This window comes from Actinopolymorpha alba DSM 45243 (genome assembly GCF_000373925.1).
GTDB lineage: Bacteria > Actinomycetota > Actinomycetes > Propionibacteriales > Actinopolymorphaceae > Actinopolymorpha > Actinopolymorpha alba.
Genome location: NZ_KB892768.1, coordinates 121,040 through 147,247, shown reverse-complemented (window position 1 = coordinate 147,247; position 26,208 = coordinate 121,040). Strand labels below are relative to the sequence as shown.

At 69.0% G+C, this 26,208-nt stretch carries 21 protein-coding genes; 12 read left to right on the top strand and 9 right to left on the bottom strand.

Annotated elements, in window-relative coordinates; translation table 11 throughout:
• Positions 1-102: 102 nt before the first annotated feature.
• The 3 genes from B141_RS0123330 to B141_RS0123320 all read left to right on the top strand — a co-directional run bounded on the left by B141_RS0123330 (position 103) and on the right by B141_RS0123320 (position 3,634).
• Positions 103-1,719, top strand: coding sequence for an ABC transporter substrate-binding protein (locus B141_RS0123330; RefSeq protein WP_020577606.1), 1,617 nt, complete (start codon positions 103-105; stop codon positions 1,717-1,719).
• 138 nt (positions 1,720-1,857) lie between these two features.
• Positions 1,858-2,340: a cation:proton antiporter regulatory subunit gene (locus B141_RS0123325; protein ID WP_020577605.1), complete on the top strand. Its 483-nt coding sequence runs from the start codon at positions 1,858-1,860 to the stop codon at positions 2,338-2,340.
• Positions 2,341-2,347: 7 nt separating this feature from the next.
• The gene (locus B141_RS0123320) at positions 2,348-3,634 is read left to right on the top strand and encodes a cation:proton antiporter (protein ID WP_020577604.1); all 1,287 of its coding nucleotides are present in this window, start codon (positions 2,348-2,350) and stop codon (positions 3,632-3,634) included.
• A gap of 789 nt (positions 3,635-4,423) precedes the next feature.
• On the opposite strand, the gene B141_RS0123315 is transcribed toward B141_RS0123320, so the two are convergent.
• On the bottom strand, positions 4,424-4,651 hold the full coding sequence (locus B141_RS0123315) for a hypothetical protein (RefSeq protein ID WP_237742786.1): 228 nt from the start codon (positions 4,649-4,651) through the stop codon (positions 4,424-4,426).
• A 294-nt stretch (positions 4,652-4,945) separates the two neighbouring features.
• Between B141_RS0123315 and B141_RS49525 the strand changes: the two genes are divergently transcribed.
• Both B141_RS49525 and B141_RS0123310 read left to right on the top strand, forming a co-directional pair.
• On the top strand, positions 4,946-5,143 hold the full coding sequence (locus B141_RS49525; RefSeq protein WP_157181216.1) for a hypothetical protein: 198 nt from the start codon (positions 4,946-4,948) through the stop codon (positions 5,141-5,143).
• On the top strand, positions 5,140-7,818 hold the full coding sequence (locus B141_RS0123310) for a bifunctional acetate--CoA ligase family protein/GNAT family N-acetyltransferase (RefSeq protein WP_020577602.1): 2,679 nt from the start codon (positions 5,140-5,142) through the stop codon (positions 7,816-7,818). The genes B141_RS49525 and B141_RS0123310 overlap by 4 nt, the downstream gene beginning before the upstream one ends.
• A 117-nt stretch (positions 7,819-7,935) precedes the next feature.
• Here the strand turns inward: B141_RS0123310 and B141_RS0123305 are convergent, their stop codons facing one another.
• Complete coding sequence (locus B141_RS0123305; RefSeq protein ID WP_020577601.1) at positions 7,936-8,931, bottom strand: Gfo/Idh/MocA family protein; 996 nt, start codon at positions 8,929-8,931, stop codon at positions 7,936-7,938.
• Between the two features lie 169 nt (positions 8,932-9,100).
• Positions 9,101-10,102 carry a Gfo/Idh/MocA family protein gene (locus B141_RS0123300; RefSeq protein ID WP_026257505.1) on the bottom strand — a complete coding sequence of 334 codons (1,002 nt, stop codon included), beginning with the start codon at positions 10,100-10,102 and terminating at the stop codon, positions 9,101-9,103.
• A gap of 242 nt (positions 10,103-10,344) precedes the next feature.
• On the opposite strand from B141_RS0123300, the gene B141_RS0123295 reads away from it, so the two are divergent.
• The 4 genes from B141_RS0123295 to B141_RS0123280 all read left to right on the top strand — a co-directional run bounded on the left by B141_RS0123295 (position 10,345) and on the right by B141_RS0123280 (position 16,116).
• Positions 10,345-10,734 (top strand): hypothetical protein, encoded by a 390-nt coding sequence (locus B141_RS0123295; RefSeq protein ID WP_020577599.1) that lies wholly within the window; start codon positions 10,345-10,347, stop codon positions 10,732-10,734.
• Positions 10,735-10,966: 232 nt separating this feature from the next.
• Positions 10,967-14,122, top strand: a complete 3,156-nt coding sequence (uvrA, locus tag B141_RS0123290; RefSeq protein ID WP_020577598.1) for an excinuclease ABC subunit UvrA — start codon at positions 10,967-10,969, stop codon at positions 14,120-14,122.
• A gap of 195 nt (positions 14,123-14,317) precedes the next feature.
• Positions 14,318-14,971 (top strand): nitroreductase family protein, encoded by a 654-nt coding sequence (locus tag B141_RS0123285; protein ID WP_020577597.1) that lies wholly within the window; start codon positions 14,318-14,320, stop codon positions 14,969-14,971.
• Between the two features lie 173 nt (positions 14,972-15,144).
• Positions 15,145-16,116, top strand: coding sequence for an NAD(P)/FAD-dependent oxidoreductase (locus B141_RS0123280; RefSeq protein ID WP_020577596.1), 972 nt, complete (start codon positions 15,145-15,147; stop codon positions 16,114-16,116).
• 1 nt (position 16,117) lies between these two features.
• On the opposite strand, the gene B141_RS0123275 is transcribed toward B141_RS0123280, so the two are convergent.
• The 3 genes from B141_RS0123275 to ilvY all read right to left on the bottom strand — a co-directional run bounded on the left by B141_RS0123275 (position 16,118) and on the right by ilvY (position 19,184).
• Positions 16,118-17,194, bottom strand: a complete 1,077-nt coding sequence (locus tag B141_RS0123275; RefSeq protein WP_020577595.1) for a Gfo/Idh/MocA family protein — start codon at positions 17,192-17,194, stop codon at positions 16,118-16,120.
• A 144-nt stretch (positions 17,195-17,338) separates the two neighbouring features.
• The gene (locus B141_RS0123270) at positions 17,339-18,223 is read right to left on the bottom strand and encodes a hypothetical protein (protein ID WP_020577594.1); all 885 of its coding nucleotides are present in this window, start codon (positions 18,221-18,223) and stop codon (positions 17,339-17,341) included.
• Positions 18,224-18,284: 61 nt separating this feature from the next.
• Positions 18,285-19,184: an HTH-type transcriptional activator IlvY gene (ilvY, locus tag B141_RS0123265; protein ID WP_020577593.1), complete on the bottom strand. Its 900-nt coding sequence runs from the start codon at positions 19,182-19,184 to the stop codon at positions 18,285-18,287.
• Between the two features lie 179 nt (positions 19,185-19,363).
• Between ilvY and B141_RS0123260 the strand changes: the two genes are divergently transcribed.
• Positions 19,364-20,854 (top strand): ketol-acid reductoisomerase, encoded by a 1,491-nt coding sequence (locus tag B141_RS0123260; protein WP_020577592.1) that lies wholly within the window; start codon positions 19,364-19,366, stop codon positions 20,852-20,854.
• 336 nt (positions 20,855-21,190) lie between these two features.
• Positions 21,191-22,744 (top strand): S8 family peptidase, encoded by a 1,554-nt coding sequence (locus B141_RS0123250; RefSeq protein WP_020577590.1) that lies wholly within the window; start codon positions 21,191-21,193, stop codon positions 22,742-22,744.
• Between the two features lie 60 nt (positions 22,745-22,804).
• Here B141_RS0123250 and B141_RS0123245 read toward each other — a convergent pair whose 3' ends face one another.
• Positions 22,805-23,542 (bottom strand): helix-turn-helix domain-containing protein, encoded by a 738-nt coding sequence (locus B141_RS0123245; RefSeq protein ID WP_020577589.1) that lies wholly within the window; start codon positions 23,540-23,542, stop codon positions 22,805-22,807.
• A 73-nt stretch (positions 23,543-23,615) separates the two neighbouring features.
• Here B141_RS0123245 and B141_RS0123240 point away from each other — a divergent pair, with 73 nt between their 5' ends.
• Positions 23,616-24,974: a hypothetical protein gene (locus tag B141_RS0123240; RefSeq protein ID WP_157181214.1), complete on the top strand. Its 1,359-nt coding sequence runs from the start codon at positions 23,616-23,618 to the stop codon at positions 24,972-24,974.
• On the opposite strand, the gene B141_RS0123235 is transcribed toward B141_RS0123240, so the two are convergent.
• Both B141_RS0123235 and B141_RS46005 read right to left on the bottom strand, forming a co-directional pair.
• Complete coding sequence (locus tag B141_RS0123235; protein ID WP_020577587.1) at positions 24,961-25,716, bottom strand: class I SAM-dependent methyltransferase; 756 nt, start codon at positions 25,714-25,716, stop codon at positions 24,961-24,963. The two genes, B141_RS0123240 and B141_RS0123235, sit on opposite strands and share 14 nt — an antisense overlap.
• 27 nt (positions 25,717-25,743) lie before the next feature.
• Positions 25,744-26,184 (bottom strand): NUDIX domain-containing protein, encoded by a 441-nt coding sequence (locus tag B141_RS46005; protein ID WP_020577586.1) that lies wholly within the window; start codon positions 26,182-26,184, stop codon positions 25,744-25,746.
• Positions 26,185-26,208: the final 24 nt, after the last annotated feature.

Below are 26,208 nucleotides of genomic sequence, written 5' to 3'. Positions count from 1 at the left end.
GGCCTGACAGAAGCTCGGCCTGGCGGTCCGTTCCCTACGTCTCGTCACGGGCTCGTGGCGGTCCGGGTACTGTTTGTCGCGGACTGTCAGGGAGGGCTGCCGATGTCTGGCTGGAGCCGGCGAACATTTCTCACGCGTTCACTCGCCCTCGGGATCACGGCTCCCTCGCTCGCCGCCGCACTCGCCGCGTGTAGTGGTGACGACGGTGAGAACCTCGACGACAAGCCGACCGTGCCCCGGGTCAACGACGGAACGCGGAGGTATCGCGGCCGGATTGTTGTCGCCACGCTGGAGAACCCTCCTCGCCAGGCGCAGCAGGAGCTTGCCGCGGCCTATCGCCGGCACCAGCCGGACGTCGAGATCGTCTGGGAGACGAAGGACTATCCCGACACCAAGGCCTACGCGAGTTGGCTCGGGACGCAATTGGGTGACAACCGGATCGGTCCCGACATCGTTTCGGGTAATTACGGACCGATCTTTCGTAGGTACGTCAATTTTGACGAATATCGCGCCCAGACCAATCCGTACACCGGCCAGGCATGGGAGAAGGACTACGCGTTCGGGCTCTTCCGCGACCTCGACCCGCGGGGCGACAGAACGCTCATCGGCACCGACGCGGTCCGGCTTTATTGGTACTACAACAAGGACGTCTTCGCGAAGGTCGGTGTCGATCCGCCGGCCGACTGGAGCGCCCTCGTCGATGTTTCCCGCAAGCTCAAGGCGGCCGGTCATATTCCGATCTCGACGAACTTCGACTACGTGATACCCGGTTGGTTCGCCTCGATCTATTTCGACCAGTACCACACGTCCTGGGTTAATTCCGTCCGAGCCAGGCCCGGCGACTGGAACTGGAGCCCTGAGACCGACGGGGACTTCACCTATGACCCCAACAACCCCCGCCTGCACGCCACGTACACCTTCAGTCCGCAACGTTTCTACGCCGGCCTGAAGGACAGAGCTCTCCGGTTCGACACCCCGAGAGTCGCGGACATCATCGGTAACTTCTCCAGGGTCTTCCCGGAGTTCTCGACCAGCGACTTCTTCGTCCGCAGCGACCAGTACACCCCGTTCCTGCAGCAACGGGCGGCGATCCTCGTCGACGGTTCGTGGACGCTGACCCGGCTTCCCAAGGACCTTCAGGGAATATCGGCAGACCGCCTGCGCCGGCTCGACATCGAGCAGGGAACCGTCCGTGCCTTCGAATGGGACGTCATGGAGTTCCCGCCCATGAGCGGGTCCAGGGTGCAGGCCGGCGTCCGTTCACCAGAAAGCACGGGCGGTGAGTATCTCAGCGTTGTCGACAAGGGCGTCGGGCGCACCGAGATGGTCATGGACTTCGTGATGTTCTGGATCTCCCGGGCCGGCTACTCCGCCTTTGTCCGCGGGCAGGGCGAGGCGAAGGAGCTGACGCCGCAGGGTCCGTCGATGATCAGCGGCATCGACTATCCGAAGGACATCCAGGACCGGATCTCCCGGGTGGAGCCCAAGGGCATCACCGGCCCGGCGTACGGCGGCTTCTGGGTCAACGGCGCCGGTGGCCGGTCCACCGACGCCCTCAGGAACCTCTTCATCACCGTGCTCCAGCGCAAGATCAAGCCAGACGACTACGCCGTCCAGCTCCAGCAGTACGTCGAGAAGAACTTCGCCAGCATCCTCTCGGAGGCAGGGCTCAGCCCGGCGGACATCGCGACACCGGAACGCCAACCCGGCTCCGTGTGACCGACCTTCACCGTGTGACCGACCTTCACCGTGGGCCCGACCAGACCCGGTCGGGCCCACTCGTGATCCCCGCTTCTGATCCCCGGCTTCCCGCGTCCTCGGCGGGGCCGTAGGGTCGGTCGTCGAGAAGGAGGAAGCATGGAGGTGGAGGAGACACGCCTTCCGGGCGTGGGCCTACGGCACGACTTCCTCACCGCGGAGGGGCAACGCATCGGAGTCGTCTCGCAACGCGGTGGTGAGCGTCAGGTGTTCGTCTATGACTCGGATGACCCCGACGCGTGCCGGGCGGTGATCGATCTCAGCGCGGCCGAGGCCGAGGTGGTGGCGGAGTTGCTGGGCGCTCCCCGGATCGTCGAGCGGTTCGCGAGGCTGCGCGAACAGGTCGAGGGACTGGCGACGGAGGGCATCCGGCTCGCCGCGAGTTCGCCGTACGCCCGACGCACGCTCGGAGACGCGCAGGTCCGCACTCGTACCGGCGCGTCGATCGTCGCTGTCATCCGTGGTGATGAGGTGCATCCCTCGCCGCGTCCCGACTTCACCTTCGAAGCCGGTGACAAGGTGATCGTGGTCGGCACCCCCGAGGCGGTCCGCCAGGTCGCACAGATCCTCGCGGAAGGCTGAGGGGCGGGTGCATCTCGCGACACTGCTCATCGAGCTGGGCGCCGTCATCTTCGGTCTGAGCGTGGTGGGCCGGCTGGCCGGAAAGGTCGGGATCTCGCCCATCCCGCTCTACCTCGTGGCGGGTCTCGCGTTCGGTTCCGGCGGGTTGCTCCCGCTCGCGGCACCGCAGGAGTTCATCCAGACCGGCGGCGAGGTCGGCGTGGTCCTGCTGCTCCTCCTGCTGGGGCTGGAGTACTCCGCCGGTGAACTCGTCGGAACCCTGCGGCGCCAGGCGCCGGTCGGCGTACTGGACGTTGTCCTCAACGGCGTGCCGGGCGCGGCCCTCGCCCTGCTGATGGGCTGGGGCCCGGTCGCCGCCATCGCGATGTTCGGCGTCACCGCGGTCAGCTCGTCGGGGATCGTGGCGAAGGTCCTGACCGACCTGCGCCGGCTGGGTAACCGGGAGACGCCGAGCATCCTCGGGGTCCTGGTGCTCGAGGACCTGGCCATGGCGGTGTTCCTTCCGGTCCTGACCGCCGTCCTCGCCGCCTCCGGTCCGTGGAGCGCGATGTCGTCGGTGCTGGTGGCGATCGCGATCCTCGCGCTGGTGTTGCTGATCGCCCTGCGGTACGGCCGGCACGTGAGCAGGTTCGTGTTCACGGCCAACCAGGAGATCCTGCTGCTGCGGATCCTCGGCCTCGCGCTGCTCGTCGCGGGGTTCGCTGAGAGTGTGCACGTGTCGGCCGCGGTCGGTGCGTTCCTCCTCGGGATCGCGCTGTCAGGCGAGGTGGCCGAAAACGTCCGGCGGCTGTTGGAGCCGTTGCGGGATCTCTTCGCGGCGATGTTCTTCGTGTTCTTCGGGCTCTCCACCGATCCGGGTGCGCTGCCTCCCGTCATCCTGCCGGCGATCGGGCTCGTCCTGGTCGGTGTCGCGACGAAGTTCGTGACGGGCTGGTTCGCCGCAGCCCGCGACGGTGTGGGTACGCCAGGCCGGGTGCGGGCCGGTGCGGCGTTGATCGCGCGCGGGGAGTTCTCCATCGTGATCGCCGGTCTTGCCACGGCCGGAGGAGTCACCAAGGTCCTCGCTCCGACGACCGCCGCCTACGTGCTGGCCCTCGCGGTGATCGGGCCGCTGGCCGCCCGGCTCGCCGAACCCGTGGCGCACATACTCGTCCGCCGGCGGCGCGCGGCAGCAGCGGCGCGGACCGCGGCGGCACAGACCGCGGCTGCGCGGACCGCGGCGCCGCGGGCGCCCGTGCCGGAGCCTGCGCGGGAACGGTCTTCGGAGCCGGCGGCCGAACCAGACAACGCCTGACGCGGGCGGTTTGTCGCGCCACGAGACCGCGGCTCTTTCGCCGAGTTGTCATAGGTTTCTCGGTCTCTTAGCCGAAAAAGCTATGACAAATCGGGCTATGACAAATCGGGCTATGACAACTCGGGCTTGCGCTCGGGTTTCTCAGACGGTCGGGTGTACGCCAGTTGAGACGGGGCGCTACCTCATGCGGCATCTCGCCACAAAGGACGCTCAATTCGCCTTTGCATGGTGCCGACATGCCGCGCGAAAGGCCGCTGGATCTGAGCGAAACGAGACGGAGACCGCACCATGATCAACTTGCGGAAATCGCCCACGCTCTGCGCGAGCGGTGGGCGATTTCCGCAAGTTGATCATGAACCAGGCCCCACGCCGTCCGGTCCATGAGACAACCCGCCTGCCTTGCGGTTGACTCAAGAAAAGATCTTGATCTGGGCCGAGAGTTGCTCGCTATGCGAGATAAGCACCGTCGCAGGCCAGATTGCCAGCCGGGTCAGTCGCGGGCGGCGGGGAGCGGCTCGCGCGGCTCGTCGGCTTCGGCGGCCATAGCAGGTGGACCAGGTTTGGGGCGCCGAGGCTCGCGTACGCCGCCGTCGGGTGGGCCGTCAGGCGGCTCGCCCGGACCGCCGGGTCCTCCGGATGGCGGGAGCCGGAGCCCTCGCCGCCGGCGTCGCGAGAACAGGAAACCGAACCCGCGTGGCTTCGGTCCCGTGGAGCTGGAACGGCGGCGGGGACGTGGGGGCATCGGTCTGACTCCATTCGTGGGGTACGGCTTTCGTGGGGTACGGCGGTTCAGGTGCGCCGGCGACCGAGCAGGCCGCCGCGCCCGGCGTACTTCTTGTGCACCGCCTGCCGGCTCACCCCGAGCGCGGCGGCGATCACCTCCCAGGAACAGCCCTGGTGGCGCGCGCGACGGACCTGGACGACGGTCTCCCGCTCGAGGTCGGTCCGGAGTGCGGCGATGTCGGCGAGGGCCGTGAGCGGGTCCTCGGCGCGGATGGTGTCAACGAGCGTGTTCACCCACGTCAACATAGGTTGACACGGCCCTGTTTGTCAACCTTGGTTGCGGAGTCGCAGGGGTAGCGGACGTCCCTGGTGTAGCGGACGTCGCTGAGATAACGGAGTCGCGGCCGTGGGTCAGCGACCGGCGGCGGCCGTGGCGAGGGCGTTCGAGCGCGGCGTCCTCAGGCCGCGCGGCGGCTCCAAATGATCACGTATACGTGGCGCGTACCTGCTTCACATGGCACCGACACCATGTGAGGCAGGCAATGACCACGTATACGTGATCATTTGGGGTCAGCTAGGGCGGCTGTCATGCGGTTTCGGCCACCCGGCCCCATATGTACGAGCCGGCGCCGCGACCTGGACGAGCTGCGCGTCGGGACGTGGCTGGGCCTGTCCGGTAACAAGGACCTGGAGGCGCTCAACCCGCGAACTCCGCCGGGCGGCGCGGAACTCGCCTACTTCCGCCTCCCGATCGCGTGCGCCGCGCGGCTAGATTCGTGCCTGTGACGGACCCGCCGCAGTTGCCCGACCCGGCGCATTGGGAGGCCGACGTCGTACTCCGCGACGGCGGTACCGCCGTGTTACGTCCGATCCGGCCCGACGACGCCGAACGCCTGGTCGCGTTCTACTCCCGGGTCTCCGACGAGTCGAAGTACTACCGCTTCTTCGCGCCGTACCCCCGGCTGTCCGAGCAGGACGTGCGGCGTTTCACCCAGGTTGACCACCGCGACCGGGTGGCGTTCATCCTCACTGTCGGCGACGAGATGATCGCCGTCGGGCGCTACGACCGGACCGGCCCCCGGGAGGCCGAGGCCGCGTTCCTCGTGCAGGACGCCGACCAGGGGCGCGGAGTGGGCAGCGTGCTGCTCGAACACCTGGCGCAGGCTGCGCGCGAGAACGGCATCGAGAAGTTCCGCGCGGAGGTGCTGCCCGACAACCTCCGGATGGCGGGGGTCTTCAAGGAGGCGGGCTACCAGGTCGCCGGCGTCGTGGAGGACGGCGTTCTGGAGTTCGAACTCGAGATCGAGCCGACCGCGATGAGCCTGGAGGTGATGGCCGCACGCGAGCACCGCGCGGAGGCGCGGTCGGTCGAACGCCTGCTCACGCCGAGCTCGGTGGCCGTCGTGGGTGCGAGCCGCTCCAAGGACAAGGTGGGCCAGGCCCTGGTCCGCAACCTCGTGCTGGGCGGATTCACCGGACCGGTGTACGCCGTGAACCCAACGGCGCGGGCGGTCGCTGGTGTGCCGGCGTACGCGAGCGTGCTCGACATCCCCGGGGAGATCGACCTTGCCGTCGTCGCGGTGCCAGCCGATTCGGTGCGCGACGTGGTGGTCGCCTGTGCGGCCAAGGGGGTCAACGGGCTCATCGTCGTGTCGAGTGGGTTCGCCGAGACCGGACGGGAGGGCCGTGACCGTCAACGCCAGCTTGCGCGGCTGGCCCGGGCGCACGGCCTGCGGGTGATCGGTCCGAGCGCGCTCGGTGTCATCAACACCCGCCCCGAGATCTCCCTCAACGCGTCCCTGGCGCGGGTGGTGCCCGCCCGGGGGCGGGTCGGCTTCTTCTGCCAGTCGGGCGAGCTTGGCAGCGTGATCCTGGAGACGGTTGCCCAACGCGGGCTCGGCCTGTCGACGTTCGTGTCCGCGGGCAACCGGGCCGACGTGTCCGGCAACGACCTGATGCAGTACTGGGGTGAGGATCCCGCCACTGAGGTGATCCTGCTGTACCTCGAGTCGATCGGAAACCCGCGGAAGTTCAGCCGGGTGGCCCGCCGGCTCGCTCTGACCAAGCCCGTGGTCGCCGTCCGCTCGGGCAGGTTCACCCAGGGCGTCCCGCTCGGCCACACGGTGCATCGCACCTCCGTACCCCAAGCCGCGGTCGACGCGATGTTCCGCCAGGCGGGGGTCATCCTGGTGGACACGCTGGAGGAGATGCTGGACGTCGCACAGGTGCTGGCGTACCAACCGCTGCCCGCCGGCTCGGACGTCGCGATCGTCGGCAACTCCGACTCGCTCGGCATGCTCGCGGCGGACGCGGTCGCCGAGGCTGGCCTCACGGTCGTCCGCCAGCCCGCCGCGCTCCGGCCCGACGCGACCGCCGACGACTTCGAGCGGGCGCTCACCGACGTGGTGGCCGACGAGAGCGTCGACTCGGTGATCGCGGTGTACGTCTCACCGGTCGACGTCGACGGCGCTGACGTCGCCGCGCGGATCGCCCGGGTCGCGGGGGAGAGCGCCAAGCCGATCGTCGTGACCTTCCTCGGCAGCCATGGCGTACCCGAACCCCTGCGACGGTACGACGAGCAGGGCGTGGCGGTGCGCGGATCGGTCCCGTCATACGCCTCGCCGCAGGCGGGTGTGCGGGCGCTCGCCAAGGTGACGGCGTACGCCGAATGGCGTGCCCGGCCGCATGGCCGGATCCCGGTGCTCGAGGACGTCGGTGATGATCGGGCCAGGGCGATCGTCAACGCCGTCCTGACAGAGCATCCCGAGGGTACGGACGTCGAAGGGGAGCGGCTCGACGAACTCCTCGGCTGCTACGGCATCAACCTCCTGCCGGCGTACCCCGTCGACTCGGCCGCGGAGGCGGTGGCGACCGCCGAACGCCTGGGATGGAACGTCGTCCTGAAGGCGACCGCGCCCCACCACCGGCAGCGCCCCGACCTCGCCGACGTGTGGCGCAACATCGACACCGAGGCCGAGATGCGTGATGCCTGGGCCACGATGTCCGACACGATCGGGGACGCGGCGCAGGCGGGGTTCGTCGTCCAGAAGATGGCGGCGCCCGGCGTGCCGGTGGTCGTCGGTTGTGCCGAGGACGAGATGTTCGGGCCGATCGTGTCGTTCGGGGTGGCCGGTGTGGCGACCGACCTGCTCGGCGACCTGTCGTACCGCATCCCGCCGCTCACCGACGTCGACGCCGCCGAAATGGTGCGGGAGGTGCGGGCCGCACCGTTGCTGTTCGGGCACCGCGGCGGGGAGCACGCGGAGGTGGCGGCGTTGGAGGATCTTCTGCACCGGGTGGCCCGGCTGGCCTACGACATCCCGGAGGTGCTGTCCGCCGAGTTGGTTCCGGTGCTCGCGGGCCCGACCGGCGTGACGGTGCTGGGTGCGCGGGTGCAGGTCGTTCCCGTCGAGCCGCGCGCCCGCACCGACTGGTACGCCCGCCGCCTCACCCGCCTGTAGCGAAGTGCCCTTGCCGCGACGGCTTCGCGGCAAGGGCACTTCGTGATTCCGGCCCCGCTCGGGCTTCGCCCCGTCGTGCCCACCCCCACCACTGTGGTTGTGGGTTGTCCGTGACGGCTACAGGTCGGCGAGCGTGATGATTCGCTTCTCCCTGACCGACGCGTAGGCGCCGAGAATCACCTTGAGGACGTGGACGCCCTCCACCTCGGTGTTGATCGGGCGGCGGCCCTCGGTGACGCAGCCGATGAAGTCGGCGATCTCCGCGGAGAACGCGTCGACCTCCGGGAACTCCGTCGTGGTGAGCACACCTTCGACCGTGCGGTGGTGGAGGGTACGCCCGTCACTCCAGAGCGTGCCCTTCTCGGCGACGACGGAGAACTTCTCGGTGTTGGACGACGGGACGTACGCCCAGCTCGTCACGATCGTGCCGACACTGCCGTCGGCGAACCGCACGAGCACCTGCGCGGAGTCCTCACCCTCCATCGGCAGGCGGTGCCGGCTGGTCATCGCCACGACCTCGGCGGGTTCGGCGGTGGCGAGGTGCAGCAGGAGGTACGTCGGGTGGTAGCCGGTGTCGATGAGCTCGCCACCGCCCGCGGTCTCCAGGTTGCCCCGCCAGCCCATGTCGGAGTTCAGGCCGCGGTTGAAGAAGCTGTCGGTCGTCCGCAACTCGAAGACCTTGCCCAGCGCACCGCTCTGGATGAGTTCGCGGGCCTTGGCGACCGGTGGCATGAACAGCTGGTTGTGGGCGCACATCAACGTGACGCCGTTGTCTTGTACGACCTTGGTGATCTTTTCCGCTTCCTCGGTCGTGATGCACAGCGGCTTCTCGCACAGGATGTGCTTGCCGGCCTCCGCCGCGGCGATGATGGCGTCGGCGTGCAGGTGGTGCGGCAGGCAGATGTCGACGGCGTCGACACCGCCTGAGGCGATCAGGTCGCGGTAGTCAGAGAAGATCTTCGCGCCGCCCACCTGCTCGGCGCGGGTCCGCGCGTTCGCCTCGACCACGTCGGCGACCGCGGTCACCTTGGCCTGGTCGGGGATGTCGAGGTAGCCACGGAGGTGCGGGTTCGAGATACCGCCGCAGCCGATGAGCCCGACGTTCACGGTCATATGGGAGATCCTCCTCGATGCAACTGCTGGTTGACGCACAGTGGGGGTGACCCCCGCGCGGTGAATATGGACCGAACCGCCGGTGGGTGTGCGCCCTGTCCGGCGGCTGGCCCACGACTGGACCGGCGGCGCTGCCGTTGTCCGTGCGGGCTGGGAACGATGGTGCTGGTCAGGCGCTGATGCTGTCGATCCGCACCGGCGCGTCGATGGCGACGGAGTGGTTGGCCGCCTCCATCAGGCGGGTGAGGTCGAGGCCGATCTCGACGTTCTCGTGGGCCCTCGTGCCGTTCTGGATGTGGGTGACCCACTGCTCGAACGCCATCGGCTTGCGTTCGGCCAGCGGAAGCTCGACCCAGCGCTCGCCGCCTTCGTGCGCGGGGCTGCGGACGAGCAGCGTGCCCTCGGGAGTGCCGTAGAGCAGGCTGCCGAGGGTGCCGTGCACCTCGATCGTGAACGGCGAGTAGGTGTTGACGAACCCCGCCTCGACCACGGCGAGACCCCCGCCGGGGTAGCGCAGGACCGCGACGGCGTTGTCCTCGACCGCGCGGCCGGTCACGTGGCCGTAGCTCGCGCTCACAGACTCCGGAAGCCCGCCGAAGAAGAGCCGGGCGAGGTACATCGGGTGGCAGCCGAGGTCGACCAGGGCGCCGCCACCACACTGCTCGGCGTTGTAGAAGTGCTCGGGAAGCCATCCCTCACCGACCGACCCACCGTGCGAGAGGCGGGTACGGACGAGCGTGATCTCGCCGAGCGCCCCGGAGGCGAGGACGTCCTGGATCGCCACGGTGTAGCCGTCGTACAACCGGGGGAGGGACAACGTGAGCGCGACGCCGGACTTCTCGACCTCGGCCAGGATCTCGTTGCACTCCCGGACGGTGAGGGCGAGAACCTTCTCGGTGAAGATGTGCTTGCCCGCACGGGCGGCCGCGACCATGACCTCGGGGTGGATGTTGGTGGGCGTGTCGACGATCACGCCGTCCACATCCGGGCGCGCGAGGAGTTCGTCAAGATTCTCGTGGAAGGGGACGCCCAGCTTGTCGGCCTCGACCCGGCCGCGGTCTGGATCCTCGTCCCAGGCCGCCACGATCTGGGTACCTGGATGCTGCTGGGCCTGGCGGGCGTAGTCGCCCGCGTGGACGTGCCAGAAGCTGAGCATGGCAAGACGGATCATTGATACCCATTCTTTGGTGATGCGGTGTGTCGGTCTGGATGTCTTCTCGGAGCCGGTGGGGTTCGGCACGATCCCGGTGTGGAATCGAGTCCATTCTTTCGGGCATCCACCGGCGTACGTCCAACCCGGATGTGGGAAAGTCGGCCGGTTCTGGCCGGATTGGACGGACCCGGAAGACTCTGGGTTACTCCCCGCCACAGACAGCTCAGGTTCATTCACACCAATCGAGAGGGTCGGTCAACGTGAACAGCGCACAGACACCCCCGGAAGATCCGACACCCCCGGAAGATCCGACTCGCGAGATCATCCACCGCTGGATCAGGACGCTGACGGTGTTGGGGGAGAAGGACCGGTCGATCGAGGAGCGGTTCGAGGTCCTCGCGGAGGTCAACCCGGCACCGCATGTGTCCATCGAAGTCGAGGTGACGCCGGACGAAGCCAAAGCGCTCCAGGACGCGATGGCTGAGCTCACCGGCTGGCGCTCCGCGGAGGGCTGGATCCACCTCGGTATCGACGAGGTGCTCCTGCGCTGGCTCGGCGAGGCGACCGGCGAGAGCCGGAGCTCCCTTCTCCAGCGCCTGGCCCTGGAGATGGAGCGGCAGTTTCCCCCGGGATGGTTCCAGGAGTCCTGACGATCGGGAGCGCCCGGATCGGATGCCCGCTCGATGGCGCCGGCGCCTCGCGGATCCGCGTCGGGCAGGCTTGTCGGTGGGCCCCGTTAGCATGGCCAAGCCGTGTCGTACCCACGTCTGACAAGCCGAGACCCGACCTTCCGAACAGCTCGACCACACCGCACTGACCAGCACATATAGCCAAAGAACGAACCGCCAAACAACCACCGTTGCCGAGGACGGAACCGCCGCCGTGGCTGACCAGCTCATCATTCGAGGCGCTCGCGAGCACAACCTCAAGGACATCTCTCTTGAGTTGCCGCGCGACGCGCTCATCGTGTTCACCGGCCTGTCGGGCTCGGGGAAGTCGAGCCTCGCGTTCGACACGATCTTCGCCGAAGGCCAGCGCCGCTACGTGGAGTCGCTGTCGGCGTACGCTCGGCAGTTCCTCGGGCAGATGGACAAGCCTGACGTCGACTTCATCGAGGGCCTCTCGCCAGCTGTCTCGATCGACCAGAAGTCCACCTCGCGCAACCCCCGCTCCACGGTGGGCACCATCACCGAGGTCTACGACTACCTCCGGCTGCTCTACGCGCGCATCGGTCATCCCCACTGCCCCCAGTGTGGCCGCCCGATCAGCCGGCAGACGCCGCAGCAGATCGTCGACCGGATGCTGGAGCTCGAGGAGGGGACCAGGTTCCAGGTCCTGGCGCCGTTGGTGCGCGGGCGCAAGGGCGAATACTCCGACCTGTTCCGGCAGCTCACCACCCAGGGCTACTCCCGGGTGCGGGTCGACGGCGCGGTCCACGCGCTCGAGGACGTCCCGAAGCTCGACAAGCAGAAGAAGCACACCATCGAGGTCGTCGTCGACCGGCTCACGGTGAAGGGCTCAGCCAAGCGACGACTCACCGACTCCATCGAGACCGCACTTCACCTGGGTGGCGGGCTGGTGACGCTCGACTTCGTGGACCTGCCGGAGACGGATCCGCAGCGTGAGCGGGTCTGGTCAGAGCACCTCTACTGTCCTGACGACGACCTGTCGTTCGAGGAGCTGGAGCCGCGGTCCTTCTCGTTCAACTCGCCCTTCGGCGCGTGCCCCGACTGCACCGGCCTCGGCACCCGGATGGAGGTCGACCCCGACCTGGTGGTGCCCGACGCGACCAAGAGCCTCGACGAGGGCGCGCTCGCTCCCTGGGCGGGCGCCCACGTCTCCGACTACTTCGGCCGGCTCATCGAGGCGCTCGCGACCACGATCGGCTTCCGCACCGACATGGCGTTCGAGCGTCTGCCCGCGAAGGCCCGGAAGGCGCTCCTGCATGGCTACGCCGATCAGGTCCACGTCCGCTACCGCAACCGCTATGGACGCGAGCGGTCCTACTACACGACGTACGAAGGCGTCATTTCGTACGTCACCAGGCGCCACTCCGAGGCTGAGTCCGACTCGAGCCGGGAGCGGTTCGAAGGCTACATGCGGGAGGTCCCCTGCCAGAGTTGCCGAGGCGCGCGGCTCAAGCCGATGTCGCTGTCGGTGACGATAGGTGAGAAGTCGATCGCGGAGGCCTGCGCGCTGCCGATCGGCGAGATCGCGGCGTTCCTGCGCGAGTTGGAGCTCAGTCCCCGCGAGAAGCAGATCGCCGCACGGGTGGTCAAGGAGATCGGCGAACGCCTCCGCTTCCTGCTGGACGTCGGCCTCGACTACCTCACGCTCGACCGTCCCTCAGGGTCGCTGTCCGGTGGTGAGGCACAGCGGATCCGGCTGGCGACACAGATCGGCTCGGGACTCGTCGGCGTTCTCTACGTCCTCGACGAGCCGTCGATCGGCCTGCACCAGCGCGACAACCATCGACTGATCGAGACGCTCGTCCGGCTCCGTGACCTCGGCAACACCCTCATCGTGGTCGAACACGACGAAGACACCATCCGGACCGCCGACTGGATCGTCGACATCGGCCCGGGCGCCGGCGAGCATGGCGGCCAGTTGGTGCACGCCGGCCCGCTCGCCGCGCTGCTTCGCCATCCGGACTCCCTGACCGGCGCCTACCTTTCGGGCCGGCGCCAGATCCCGATCCCCGATGTACGCCGACCGCCGACGCCCGGGCGCGAGGTGACCGTGCACAAGGCCTGGCAGCACAACCTGCGCGACGTCACGGTGTCGTTCCCGCTCGGCTGCTTCGTCGCGGTGACGGGTGTGTCCGGCTCCGGCAAGTCCACGCTGGTCAACGACATCCTCTACGCCGCGCTGGCCAAGCAGATCTATGGCGCGCGCGACGTTCCGGGACACCACCAGAAGATCACGGGGACCGATCACATCGACAAGGTCATCCATGTCGACCAGTCGCCGATCGGACGCACACCACGGTCCAACCCGGCCACCTACACCGGCGTCTTCGACCACATCCGCAGGTTGTTCGCCGAGACGCCGGAGGCGAAGATCCGCGGCTACCTGCCCGGACGGTTCTCGTTCAACGTCAAGGGTGGCCGCTGCGAAGCATGCTCCGGCGACGGCACGATCAAGATCGAGATGAACTTCCTCCCCGACGTCTATGTGCCGTGCGAGGTCTGTCACGGTGCCCGGTACAACCGCGAGACGCTGGAGGTTCACTACAAGAGCAAAACCATCGCCGAAGTCCTCGACATGCCCATCGAGGAGGCGCTGGAGTTCTTCGAGGCCATCCCGGCGATCTCCCGTCACCTGCGTACCCTCGTCGACGTCGGACTGGGATACGTACGAATGGGACAGCCCGCTCCGACCCTCTCCGGTGGTGAGGCGCAGCGGGTCAAGCTGTCGTCCGAGTTGCAGAAGCGGTCGACCGGGCGCACGCTCTACGTCCTCGACGAGCCGACAACCGGCCTGCACTTCGAAGACATCCGCAAGCTCCTGGGAGTGCTCGGTCGCCTGGTCGACCAGGGCAACACGGTCATCGTCATCGAGCACAACCTCGACGTGATCAAGACCGCCGACTGGGTCATCGACCTGGGGCCGGAGGGCGGCACCCGAGGCGGCAAGATCATCGTGGAGGGTACCCCCGAAGACGTCGCGGCCGACGAGGGCAGCTACACAGGAGATTTCCTCCGTCATGTGCTTCCCGACTACGCCGAGCGCGCGGCGCGGGCGGTCTCGGCCCGGGTCACCACGGGCACGGCCCGGACCACCACGACCACGTCTGGCGGTGCCAAGAAGCCCGCGAAGGCAAGCAGGAGCGCCACGAAGGCCGGGGACAGCGCTGGCAAGAACGGCACGAAGAAGGCCACCTCCGCCAGGAAGACCAGCGCGACGAGGGGGACCAGCGCCGCAGCGAAAGCCGGTGCCAATGGGAAGGCTGGCACGGCGGGCAAAGCCAACGTGGCCAGGAAGGCCAGCCCCGCGAAGAAGGCCACCAAGAAGGCCTCGACGAGGAAGTCCGCCTGAGGGAACCACTCGGTCGCTCATCGGCGCTCGTACGACTTGCTGGTGTGGGGGGGTCCCGGTCGATCTGACCGGCACCCCACACTCGTTGTGGCAGTGAGAGTTCTGGCTGTGAGGTCGTCGCCCGCCAGCCCCGATCGTTCGGCTGGGTTGCCGTTGGGTCGAGCCGGCCGGTCCGCGGCTGGGTAGCGTCGAGGCATGACTGAGCTGATCGACCTCGCCGTCACCGACCACCTGCTCTCCACGACCCGGGCCGTTCGCAAACGCCTTGACCTGGAGCGTCCAGTCGAGCGTGAGGTGTTGCTCGACTGCCTTCGCCTCGCCACCCAGGCCCCGACCGGCAGCAACAGCCAGGGCTGGCGGTGGGTCGTCGTATTCGACGCTGACAAGCGCGCCAGGCTGGGGGAGCTGTACCGCGCCGGGGGCGAGGCGTACCTTCGAGCCGCGGGGGCGACCGCGTCGCCGAACGCGCAGCAGGCGCGGGTCCAGGAGTCCGCCCGCTACCTCATGGACGTCATCGACCGGGTTCCGGTGCTGGTGATCCCCTGCATCGAAGGACGGATCACCGACCTGCGGCACGCGGCGGCGTTCTTCGGCTCGATCCATCCGGCGGTGTGGAGCTTCCAGTTGGCGCTGCGCTCCAGAGGCCTGGGTTCGGTGTGGACGACGTTCCACCTGGCCTACGAGCGGGAGGCAGCTGAACTCCTCGGCATCCCGGACTCGGTGACGCAGGCCGCGATGCTGCCGGTCGCCTACACGATCGGTACGGACTTCAGACCAGCCAAGCGCCGTCCGGTCGAGGAGATCACTTACTGGAACACCTGGGGCGACACGCTCGGTCCGGGAGAGTGATCCACCATCCGTCGCCGCGCGGCGAGCTGGTGCACGATTGTCGTGACCGGCACGAATCAGCGCGCGTCGGGAGCCGCACGGCCCTGCCTGCCACGTATCGTGAATGAGGAGACACCGAGTGCGGTGACCGTACTCCATTGTGGAGGGGGTGCACTCGGGCCGCGGAGGTGCGGATGATCGAAACGGACCTGCTGATCATCGGTGCGGGCCCCACCGGACTGTTCGGCGCCTACTACGCCGGGTTTCGAGGTCTTTCGGTAGCCGTCATGGACTCGTTGCCCGAGCCTGGCGGGCAGGTGACCGCGATGTACCCGGAGAAGTTGATCTTCGACGTCGCCGGATTCCCCGAAATCAAGGGGCAGGACCTGGTTGACAGGCTCGTGAAGCAGGCCGCGCCGTTCTCACCCTTGTACCTCCTGGGCCACGGTGCGCAGACGCTGGAGCACGGGGACGAGGACGTGCGGATCACCACAGACCGCGGACTCGTCGTCGTTGCGCGGGCCGTGCTCATCACCGCCGGCATCGGAACGTTCAGCCCGAAGCAGCTCCCGGCGGGAGAGGAGTACGAGGGGCGGGGGCTTCGCTACTTCGTTCCCAAGCTGGACGAGCTTGCCGGGCTCGACGTGCTGATCGTCGGCGGTGGGGACTCCGCGTTCGACTGGGCGTTGAGCCTGGAGCCGCTGGCCCGCTCGGTGACGCTCGTCCATCGGCGTACCCGCTTCCGCGCGCACGAGCACACCGTCGAGCGGGTGCGGTCCTCCCAGGTCCGGCTTCTGACGCCGTGGGAGGTTGGGCGGGTCTTCGGGGACGGCCAGATCGACGGCGTCGAGATCTTCAACAACGCGACGGACGAGCGGGAGGCGCTGAAGGTGCAGGCGATCGTCGCCGCCCTCGGCTTCCACGCCGATCTTGGTCCCATGACCCACTGGGGCCTGGAACAACGGGCGCGCCACATCGTCGTGGACTCCGCGATGCGCACCAACCTTCCGCGGGTCCTCGCCGCGGGCGACATCGCGGCGTACGACGGCAAGGTGAAGCTGATCGCCACCGGGTTCGGAGAGGCGGCGACGGCGGTCAACAACGCCGTGCCCATCATCAGGCCGGGTGCGAAGGTCTTCCCGGGGCACTCCAGCGACGCGGGGTAAGTCAGGCAGACTCGACCGGCTCGACCTGACCAGACACGGCGGAACGGGCGGCCGCCTCGGCGAGCGCCAGGCTGCCGAGGTTGCGCCGCCCCGACGTCTCCGGCTCGTCCCCCTCCGCGACCGCGCGGGCGAACTCCGCGAGGACGCCGGCCCGCCCGACGAACGGTAGCTCCGCCAGCGAGACGGCATCCTCCGTGTGCGCCTGGTCTGCTCGCCCCGCGCCGGTGGACGCGAGCGCGGGTTGACGGCGTACCCGCAGGGTCTCGCCGTCCGTCACGGCGGCGCCGCCGGTGCGGCCCGTCCAGTAAATCTCGCCCCGCTCACATTCCAGATGCCAGTCGCCCGACCAGGTTGTCGGCGTCCCCGGGCTCACCCAGCTGCCGCGGTAGCTCACGACGGCGCCGCGGTCGAAGGTGATCGTCAGGAACGCGGAGGCTTCGTCCGTGAAGTTGCTCCACGGCGGATCGGTGACCTGGGTGTAGACGCGGACCGGCTCCTGTCCGAGCACGAGGCGCATCAGGTCGAAGTGGTGGATCGCCATGTCGTAGAGCAGCGGGTGGACCAGGCGGTAGTGGCGGTTGGCGCCGACCGGCGCGTCGTTCGCCCACTTACGGAAGTCCACCCGGACGGCGGCGACCGGACCGAGGAGCTGCTCGGCGACGAGGCGGGCGGCGGTGCGCGCGGCCGGGAAGTGGCGGTAGTTCTGGCTGACCATCAGCGTGCGTCCGCGTTGCTCGGCGAGTTCGACGACCGTGCGCGCCTCGGCGACCGTGGCCGCGAACGGCTTCTCGACCAGGACGTGCTTGCCGGACTCGATCGCCTGGACGGCGAGGGGTATGTGGGCGGCGACGGTCGCCGTGACCAGGACCGCATCCGCGTCCACGGCGTCCAGCGCCGCACCCAACTGGGAGAAGCACTGGTCGTCGCGCAACCCCAGGCTCTCCTGAGCCTTCGCCAGCGTGGCGGGGTCGGCGTCGACCACGGCGACCCGATCGATCACCGGCACCGTGGGAATGACGTGGGTGGCCCAGTCGTGCCCCCAGCCGCCGAGCCCTACCTGGATCAGCCGCAATGCCACAGTCCTCGTCTCCTTGCTTGCCGTTCGGCCGCCTGGGGCCCCTACCGTGCCGGTATGAGGTTGCATACCTGCCGGTAAGAGCCTGGGCGAGCGGCGGTCCGGGATGCGAGCGGATGCCCGATGGTGGCCAGATGGAGTACGCGTTCAGGAGGCATACGCGGTGAGCACCCGCAGGACACGCAGGGTCTCGATGCTCCGCCACTCCAACTCGGCGGCGGGTCCCGGCGGCTCCCACGAGATCGGCCAGCCGCCGTCGGGCTGCTGGGCGGCTTTGAGCGCCTCCAGGTGGGCGGCGATGGCGGCGTCGCTGAAGAATCCTCGGCGCGGGCTGTCAGGCGTGGGCGCGATATGCAACGGCGTGAGCCCGTATCCCTCGCCGGGCATCGGCAGGAACAAGCCGAGTTCGTCGAACCGCGAGCCGATGGCGGCGTACGACCGCTCGGCCCGCTCCCGGTCGGGCTCGGTCTCGAGGAACCGCAGGACACAGAGGGCGGTGTGAGCGTCAGTGACGCTGTCAGGTGCCTCGAGCTGAGTCCAACAGAACGTCGCGGCCTCGTCGACCCAGCTGTCCTCGATCCCGAAGGCCCGGAGCCGCCCGACGATGCTCGCAGTCGGGTTCAGCCCCGCCGGGAAGTTGGCGTCGCCCCAGTGCGCGGCTCGCGGATGGGCGGTGATCGAGGGAAGCACGATGGGAAGCCCGCCTGCCGTGCTGGTCACCGATCGGAGGAACGGGATGGTCATGGCCGCCCGTTCGCGTGCGCCCGCGCGAAATCGCGGAGCCGTGGAGACCAGGTCGTCGAGCAGTTCAGTGGCGAAGTCGACGAAGAGCGGCTGGCTGTCAGGTGCGCGAACATCTGGCTCGAGCCCGTGCCCGAACCCGCCGTCGGCGTTCTGGTACGCGTTCAGGCCCTCCAGCGCAGCGGCACCTGCGCCGAGATCGTGGTCGAGGTGGAACTCCGCCAGCCTGCGCTCCAGGATCCGGGCGTTGGTGCGGATGAACGTGCGGGCTGCTTCGACGTCAATGGCCATACCTGGAGAGTATTGGCCGGTTCCGCGCCGGGGCCTTGAACAGATCGGACACTTCGCCTCATCACACCAGGCCCGCCGGAAGGACCGATGACCACAGCGCGGAGACCAGCGGCCGGCGGAGATCGGACCGGCGTACGCACAGGCCGATCCGGAACCCGGTTAACGCGGGTTCTGCCGGCACCTCCACAACCCGGTCGCGAACCGCGCTGGTGGTGAGCACGAGCCGTGGAACGATGCCGACGCCGCAGCCCAGCGCGACGAGGGTCAGCAGTGCCTCGTGTCCGTCCACCTCGCTCGCGATCCGTGGGATCAGTCGCTGACTCCGCAACCACCGGTTGACGGCATCGCGGGCGAGTCCGCGCCGCGGCAGCACGAAGGGTACGTCCGCCCAGGACGGCGGATTGCCCGCGCCGGCCATGCCCGTCACGGGAGGGTACGCCGCACCCTCGGCCGCCACGAACACCAACGGCGTCCTCGCCACCTCCTTGCTGAGCAGCTGTTCCGGGATGCGCCGGGGGAGGGCCGCGACGGCGAGGTCGACTGCTCCTTCGGCCAGCCGGGCGATCGCCGCGGCGGCGTCGCCGGTTTGCAGGTCGAGCTCAACCTGCGGATGGTCGGCCCGGAACCCCGCCAGCAGGTCGGGAAGCAGCGCCTGGCAGGCGGTCACCGAGGAGAAGACGCTGAGCCGGCCGGACAGCCCGGCCGGTTCGCCGGAGCCCTGGTGATAGTCCTCCCAGAGTTGGAGCGCGGACCGGGCGTACTCGCGGAACCGCCGGCCGGGTTCGGTGAGGGCGACGCCGCGCGGACCGCGGTCGAGCAGACGCTGCCCCGCCTGCGCCTCCAGCCGCTGGATGCTGCGGGTCAGGGTGGCCGCGCTGACATGGCAGTCGGTGCTGGTCCGGCCGAAGTTCAGGGTCTCCGTGAGATGTAGGAACAGCCGGAGCTCGTGGTACCGGTCCATGGCGTCCCTCTCTCAAGGCAGCGCGGATCCCGAGCCGGCGCCCGCTCTCCCGCACCCCTTGCGTAGGCGAGATGCGGCGAGGCGCCGCGGCCGCAGCTCGCGCGCATTGCTGAAGATGAAACGAAGCGTTCCACATATTGCGCTTGTCGCAACATGGGCGCCAGGCCTAGAACCTTCCCATGGCTGATTTCTCCTTCTCCTCCAGGGTTTTCGATGTCGAGACGATCGAGCTGGCGGGTACGACCGAAGCGATCGTGCGCGGCGGTCGCCACCTGTTTCCGAAGCTTCCCGAGGCATTGGCCGGCGTTCGCCAGATCGGTGTCCTCGGCTGGGGCCCGCAGGGTCGGGCGCAGGCCTGCAACCTGCGGGACTCCTTGGCTGGCGCGCCGATCCGCGTCAAGGTTGGCTTGCGGCCGGGATCGCCGTCGCGGGCGGACGCCGAGACGGCGGGGTTCAGGGTCAGTGACGGGACGCTCGGCGACTGGCTCGACGTTGCCGCCGAGAGTGATCTGGTGCTGTGCCTGGTGGCGGACGCGGCGCAGGCCGCCCAGTGCGCCGAGATCTTCGCCCGGCTTCGCCTGGGTGCGACACTCGGCCTGTCGCACGGCTTCCTGCTCGGCCATCTCACGAACGTCGGAGCCGAGCTACCGCCGGGCGTCGACGTGATCGCCGTGTGTCCGAAGGGTATGGGCGACTCGGTACGCCGGCTCTACCTGCAAGGCGCCGAGGTCAACGGCGCGGGTATCAACGCGAGCTTCGCCGTGGTCCAGGACCGGGACGGGCACGCTACTGACCGGGCGCTCGCCTGGTCGATAGCGATCGGTTCGCCGTACACGTTCCAGACCACGCTCGACAACGAGTATCGCTCGGACCTGGTGGGTGAACGAGCGATCCTGCTCGGTGCGGTGCACGGGATCGTCGAGAGTCTCTATCAGCGTTGCCGGATCGCCGGCGACTCGCCGGAGCGGGCGTTCGAGCGGTCCTGTGAGACGGTCACCGGCGTACTCGCTCCGGCCATCTCCCGGGCCGGCCTGCGCTCGGTGCCCGAACAATTCTCCACTGCCGACCGGGCCGAGTTCGATACCGCGTACGCCGCCAGCTACCGGTCGTTCCGCGAGCTGATCGTGGAGATCTATGACGAGGTCGACTCAGGCAACGAACTCCGCAGCGTCGTCCTGAGTGGTGCCCGGCTGGCGAGGTCGCCCCTCACACCGATCAGCGGTTCGCCGATGTGGGCGGCCGGGCGGTCGGTCCGGGCCCGGCGGGGAGCGGCCGAGCTGGCCGCGGATCCCTTCACGGCCGGTATCTTCCTCGCCGCGATGACCGCCCAGATCGACGTACTGGTTGAGCGCGGCCACCCATGGTCGGAGATCGTCAACGAGTCCGTGATCGAGGCGGTCGACTCGCTACTGCCGTACATGCATGCACGCGACGTGGCCTACATGGTCGACAACTGCTCCATCACGGCGCGGCTCGGCGCCCGCAAGTGGGGACCGCGGTTCGCGGCCGTACTCGACCAGATCGTCTACCCGGCCGCGGCTGGCGGGAGTGACGACCCGTCGCGGACGCCGGATGCCCAGCCGGTCAAGGCGTTCCTCGACCATCCGGTGCACGAGGTGCTGGCCCGGCTGGCCCGGCTGCGCCCACCGGTCGACATCTTCGTCGGTTAAGCGAGGTCGTGATCGAGGTGGAACCCCGCCAGCCTGCGCTCCAGGATCCGGGCGTTGGTGGCCAGCACGACGTCCTCGGGGCGCGTGGGTATAGCAGGCGCGGATGCCACCCGGATAAATCATCACAGGCTGGCACGTTCATGCCTGATCCAGGTCGAACCTCTGGACAACTCCCGAAGCCCGGCCGTACATATCAGGGCAGCCCGGGCGGTTCGGGGCGGGGACGGCAGAGTGCGGCATCACCTTCGGCTGGCATTTCTGGTTGCGGCGAAACCCGCTGCGGGCGTTCCCGAAGACCCCCTCACGGGCGTTCACCCACGCGAAGGAGGGGTACGAGTGGCACCACATGTCTGGCGACGTCCGTTCGCCGTCGTCACCACTGCTCTACTCACCACGTTCGGTTTCGCGGGAGTCGCGGGCGCGGTCGCCCCGACCACCTCGTCGGGCGCGACGACCCTCGCACCACTGATCGGTGCGGAGCGGACGACCGCCCTCAAGGGTCGTTACATCGTTGTGCTCCGTGATGGTGTGTCGAGTGTCATGGCGCGGTCCGCGCGCACCGAGGCGGAGGTCGCCGGCGGGCGAGTCCAGCGCACGTACGCCGCCGCATTGCATGGCTTCGCCGCCACCTTGTCGCAGCGCGGACTCGACAAGATGCGCGCCAACCCCGACGTCAAGTACATCGAGGCTGACCAGAAGGTCAGCATCAACACGACGCAGTCGCCGGCCACCTGGGGGATCGACCGGATCGACCAGCGCAACCTTCCGCTCAGCAACAGCTACACCTACACCCCAACCGGCGCGGGCATCACGGCCTACATCATCGACACCGGCATCCGCTACAGCCACCAGCAGTTCGGCGGTCGGGCGGTCAGCGGCTTCGACGCCGTGGACGGCGGCTCCGCCGACGACTGCAACGGCCACGGCACGCACGTTGCTGGCACCGTCGGCAGCGCGACATACGGCGTGGCGAAGGGCGTCCGGCTCGTCGGCGTGCGGGTCCTCGACTGTAACGGCAGCGGCACCACCGCCGGCGTGATCGCGGGCATCGACTGGGTCACGTCCAACCACACGGCCGGTCAACCCGCCGCGGCCAACATGAGCCTCGGCGGCGGCGCCTCCACCTCGCTGGACAACGCCGTCGTCAACTCCATCAACGACGGCGTGACGTACGCCATCGCGGCCGGCAACGACTCGGGCGCGAACGCCTGCAACTACTCCCCGGCGCGGGTGGGCGCGGCCATCACGGTCGGATCCACGACCTCCACCGACGCGCGGTCGTCGTTCTCCAACATCGGCACCTGCCTTGACATCTTCGCGCCCGGCTCGAGCATCCAGTCCACCTGGCACACCAGTGACACCGCCACGAACACGATCAGCGGTACGTCGATGGCAACGCCGCACGTGACTGGCGCGGCGGTGCTGTATCTCCAGGGCAACCCGTCGGCGTCACCGAGCACGGTGCGGAACGCTCTGGTGGGCAACGCCACGCAGGGGGTCGTGGGCAACCCGGGTTCGGGTTCGCCGAACCTCCTCCTCTACACCGGCGCCGGTGGCCAGGAGCCGCCGCCGGCGTCCGGATGCGCCGCGTTGCCATCGGTCTACACCGGCTCGCTGTCGGGCACGGGCGCCGTCGCCATCCAGCCGAACGGTACGTCGTTCACGTCGGGAGGTGGCACCTTCCGCGGGTGCCTCGACGGGCCGAGCGGCGTCGACTTCGACCTCTACCTCCAGAAGCTCAGCGGGAGCTTCTGGATCACGGTCGCGCAGGGCATCAGCACCGCGCCCGACGAGGACGTGACCTACACCGGGACCTCCGGTACCTACCGCTGGCGGATCGTTTCCTACAGAGGTAGCGGCAGCTACACCTTCGGCATGACCCGGCCGTAGGGTCGCCGGCACCCACGTCCGCAGCACCCGTCCGGCTTCAGTGGTACTCCCTCCGGGGCGTCACCGAGCGCGCAACAACGTGCTCGGTGGCGCCCCGGCCAGCTCTCGGCAGTCGCGCGCGAGATGCGCCTGGTCGGCGTAGCCCGTGTCGGCCGCGAGGTCAGCGAGCGTGGCGTCTGGTCGGGTCCGGGCCCGGTGGCGGACCCGTTCCAGGCGGGCGACCCGCAGGAAGGTCGCCGGGCCGTAGCCGACCGCGGCGGCGAACCGTCGCCGGAGCTGCCGTTCGCTGACGTCGAGGTCCGCGAGGTCGGCCAACGCGGCACCTACCCGCGGAGCACCTCTCTGGAGCCTGCGTACCGCGAGGTCGACCTGACGGTCAGGCACAGCGAGATCAGTTCGCTGGAGTCGCTCGGTGACCAGCGGAGCGAGCTGGCCCGGGTCCGAGGTGAGCCGGGCGGTGGCACGCCGACCAGCGGCTCCCCACAGGTCGCTGAGATCGACCCGCTGGTCACGCAACGCGTCCGCGGGTACGCCGAGGACACGGCTCGCGCGGCCGGTCTGGAACCTGATGCCGTACATCACCATCCCGACTGGAGACTGCGAGGTCCAGGGCCGGGTGTCGGGCCCGGCGACGAATGTCCGTTCGGGCGTGACGATCAGGTCAAGGCAGCCGTCGGGGATGATCGCGGACCGGTCTCCGAAGCTCGACCACCACAGGCACCGGACGTCGGCCGCGAGCTGTGCGGGTGGCGCGAGCTCGGCGTACGTCGCGGACGCTGGAGGCGAAACGTCGGTCACGTCGACACGCTAGCCGCACCCACCGACAGGTGGCCGTCCCACATCGCTGAGGCCATGGACGACACTGGGCGGCATGGCATTTCGCCGCTGGCTCTCAGTGCTGGGCGTACGCGCGCCACGGCCCGACGCGCAGGTCCGTGCTGACGCGATCGCGGCGTTGGGTGGAGAAGGATGTCCGGTCTGTCGCGCCCGGGAAGATTCAATGCGGCGGTGGTTCTTCGCGTACGAGAACGACACCCGCGTCGACCTGGCGATGCGTGAACGCCTGGAGCGCTCATTCGGCTTCTGCGCGCCGCACACGCGCCGGCTACTCGACCTCGGCGCGTCGACGTCCTGGCTCGCGCGGTGGGTGTTCGCCGACGTCGCGCGTGCGGGCGCCCGCGCGTTGGCCGCGCCGAGCCCAGTCACGCCAGGCCCGTGCCCCGCATGCCAGGCCGCTGCCCGGACAGAGGCGGATGTACTCGGCACTCTGCGCGCCGGCCTGGTGGACGCGGAGGTCAGGCGCCTCATGGACGCCGGTGACGCTCTCTGCCTGACGCACGGGCTGGCGATCATCGAGCGCGGCGGGCCCACAGTCGGGCGGGCTGTGGCCACCCTGCTCGACAGCAGGCTCGGAAAGGACACGGTGACCGCCCGGGAACATCTGACCAGCAGCGATCCCGACTTCGCCCGACGCCGGAAGATCCGGGAGGAAGGCTTCACGCGGGTGTTCGCAGCGGAGGAGGCCGCCCGGAATCATGGTCCGTTGGGGGATGCGAATCTTGTGCTGGACTGGCCGTGCTGTCCGTTGTGCGCGGCCGCGGACCTCGCGGAGTGGCGGGGCATCCACTGGCTGACGGGGCTCAGCCCGGAGGAGTCCGCCGAGCTTCGCACTGACGCGACGTTGTGCGCCCGGCACCTCGGTGACCTGACGAGCTTCCGCCTCACCTCGGGAGAACTTTCCTCGGTCACCCTCACCGATGAGGGTCTGCTCGTGGCTGTCGCGGCGGTGATCGAGCACGTCGCGATGGTGTGGCGGACGGAACTCCAGGGGTACCTGCGGCAGGTGGACTCCCGCACCACGTGGTGGCCGAGCCGTCGAGCCGCCCCGATCAGGCGCGAACTTTCCTGCCAGCTCTGCGCGCGGCGGCAGGCGGCGGTGGCTCGGACCCGCCGTCTCCTCGGCCTGGTCGCCGCCGATCCGGCGTACGCCGACCGGATGGCGCGAGCGCATGGAGTGTGCCTGCGGCATGGCCTGTCAACAGACCTGCCGCCGCCGTGGCGGAGGCTGGTCGCCGCGCGGGTCGGGCTGTTGTCGTACGAACTCGACGAGGCCGAACGCAAGGCAGGCTGGGATGCCCGCTGGGAGCTACGCGGCGCCGAGATGGTGGCGTGGCGCCGTGCGCCCACCCTGCTGGACGGCGGCGTCCTGGGACCCGTCAGCTCGGAGTGAGGGTTGCTCTGATCCGCAGGCGGCGGTAGTCGGCCCACCAGGTGCCGTCGTGGTGGAGCTGGGTGCGCAGGCGGTCGCTCAGCTGGTCCAGGAACGCCTCAGTGTCGGGTACGTCGACCAGTAGGTGCTGCCCGAACATCCTCATCCAGGTCGCCAGTCCATCGTCGCCCTCGAGGGGCGTCGGTCGATCGAAGAGCCAGGCGTGACTCACCTCGAAGCCGGCGTCCTCGAGCACGCGGGCGTACTCCGCGATGGTCGGGAAGTACCACGGGGACGCGGAGGGGGAGACGCCGAGTTCGTCGCGGAGCGCCTCGGCAGCCGCCGCGATCGTCGCGATGTTCCGCGCGCCACCGAGCTCTGCCACGAATCGGCCGCCCGGGCGGAGGGCGCGGGCGATCGACCTGGCCGCCGCGGCGGCGTCCCGCACCCAGTGCAAGGTGGCGTTGCTCAGCACGGCGTCGAACTCGTCCGCGTAGGGCAGTTCACGGGCGTCGGCGACGCCGAAGGGCAGGTCTGGGAACTTCTCGCGGGCCCGCTCGATCATCTCCGCGCTCGCGTCGACACCGATCGCCTCCACGCCAGCTGCGCGCAGCTGTGCGACGTGGTCGCCAGTGCCGCACCCGAGGTCGAGGACGCGTTCGCGGGGTTGGGCCGCGAGCAGGTCGAGTACGCCGGCGCCGAGGGCGGCGACGAAGCCGTGCTTGCCGTCGTACAGCGTGGGGTCCCAGGTCTGCGTCGTCATACCTGGCACGCTACCGCCAGCTGACCGCTATGCGAGACCGCGATCTTTCATAGTGAGATGAGTGCGAAGGGTGGGCAGCGCCCGGGAGACCTGCCGGTCCTCGCGTACCGCATCGAGGGCGAACCAGCAGACCTCGGCGAGCACCTGCGCATCCTCAGGAAGTTCGGGGTCATGACCGAGGATCGGCTCGGCGGCGGCGGGTACGCGGACCAGGAAGCAGGTCTCGCGGACTGGCCTGCCATCCACGCTCACGTACGCCCGCTCGTACAACACCGGACCGGCGTCACCGGCGAGCCGTACCTCCTCGGCCACCTCGCGTACCGCGGCCTGCGCAAGCGTCTCGCCCGGCTCGGCCGTACCACCCGGCAAGGTCCAGAACGCACGTCCGCTCTCGCGATGGCGCACCATCAGGATGTGGCCGTCGCGCACGATGGCCGCGCACACCCGCTGATCCACCGTGGGGTCCACCTGGCGTCCCTCCCCGGCCACACC

Excerpts from the sequence above, each read along its gene's own strand:
- B141_RS0123330 (WP_020577606.1), top strand. The coding sequence starts at position 103 with ATGTCTGGCTGGAGCCGGCGAACATTTCTCACGCGTTCACTCGCCCTC.
- B141_RS0123325 (WP_020577605.1), top strand. The coding sequence starts at position 1,858 with ATGGAGGTGGAGGAGACACGCCTTCCGGGCGTGGGCCTACGGCACGAC.
- B141_RS49525 (WP_157181216.1), top strand. The coding sequence starts at position 4,946 with ATGCGGTTTCGGCCACCCGGCCCCATATGTACGAGCCGGCGCCGCGAC.
- B141_RS0123305 (WP_020577601.1), bottom strand. The coding sequence starts at position 8,931 with ATGACCGTGAACGTCGGGCTCATCGGCTGCGGCGGTATCTCGAACCCG.
- B141_RS0123300 (WP_026257505.1), bottom strand. The coding sequence starts at position 10,102 with ATGATCCGTCTTGCCATGCTCAGCTTCTGGCACGTCCACGCGGGCGAC.
- B141_RS0123285 (WP_020577597.1), top strand. The coding sequence starts at position 14,318 with ATGACTGAGCTGATCGACCTCGCCGTCACCGACCACCTGCTCTCCACG.
- B141_RS0123280 (WP_020577596.1), top strand. The coding sequence starts at position 15,145 with ATGATCGAAACGGACCTGCTGATCATCGGTGCGGGCCCCACCGGACTG.
- B141_RS0123270 (WP_020577594.1), bottom strand. The coding sequence starts at position 18,223 with ATGGCCATTGACGTCGAAGCAGCCCGCACGTTCATCCGCACCAACGCC.
- ilvY (WP_020577593.1), bottom strand. The coding sequence starts at position 19,184 with ATGGACCGGTACCACGAGCTCCGGCTGTTCCTACATCTCACGGAGACC.
- B141_RS0123260 (WP_020577592.1), top strand. The coding sequence starts at position 19,364 with ATGGCTGATTTCTCCTTCTCCTCCAGGGTTTTCGATGTCGAGACGATC.
- B141_RS0123240 (WP_157181214.1), top strand. The coding sequence starts at position 23,616 with ATGGCATTTCGCCGCTGGCTCTCAGTGCTGGGCGTACGCGCGCCACGG.
- B141_RS0123235 (WP_020577587.1), bottom strand. The coding sequence starts at position 25,716 with ATGACGACGCAGACCTGGGACCCCACGCTGTACGACGGCAAGCACGGC.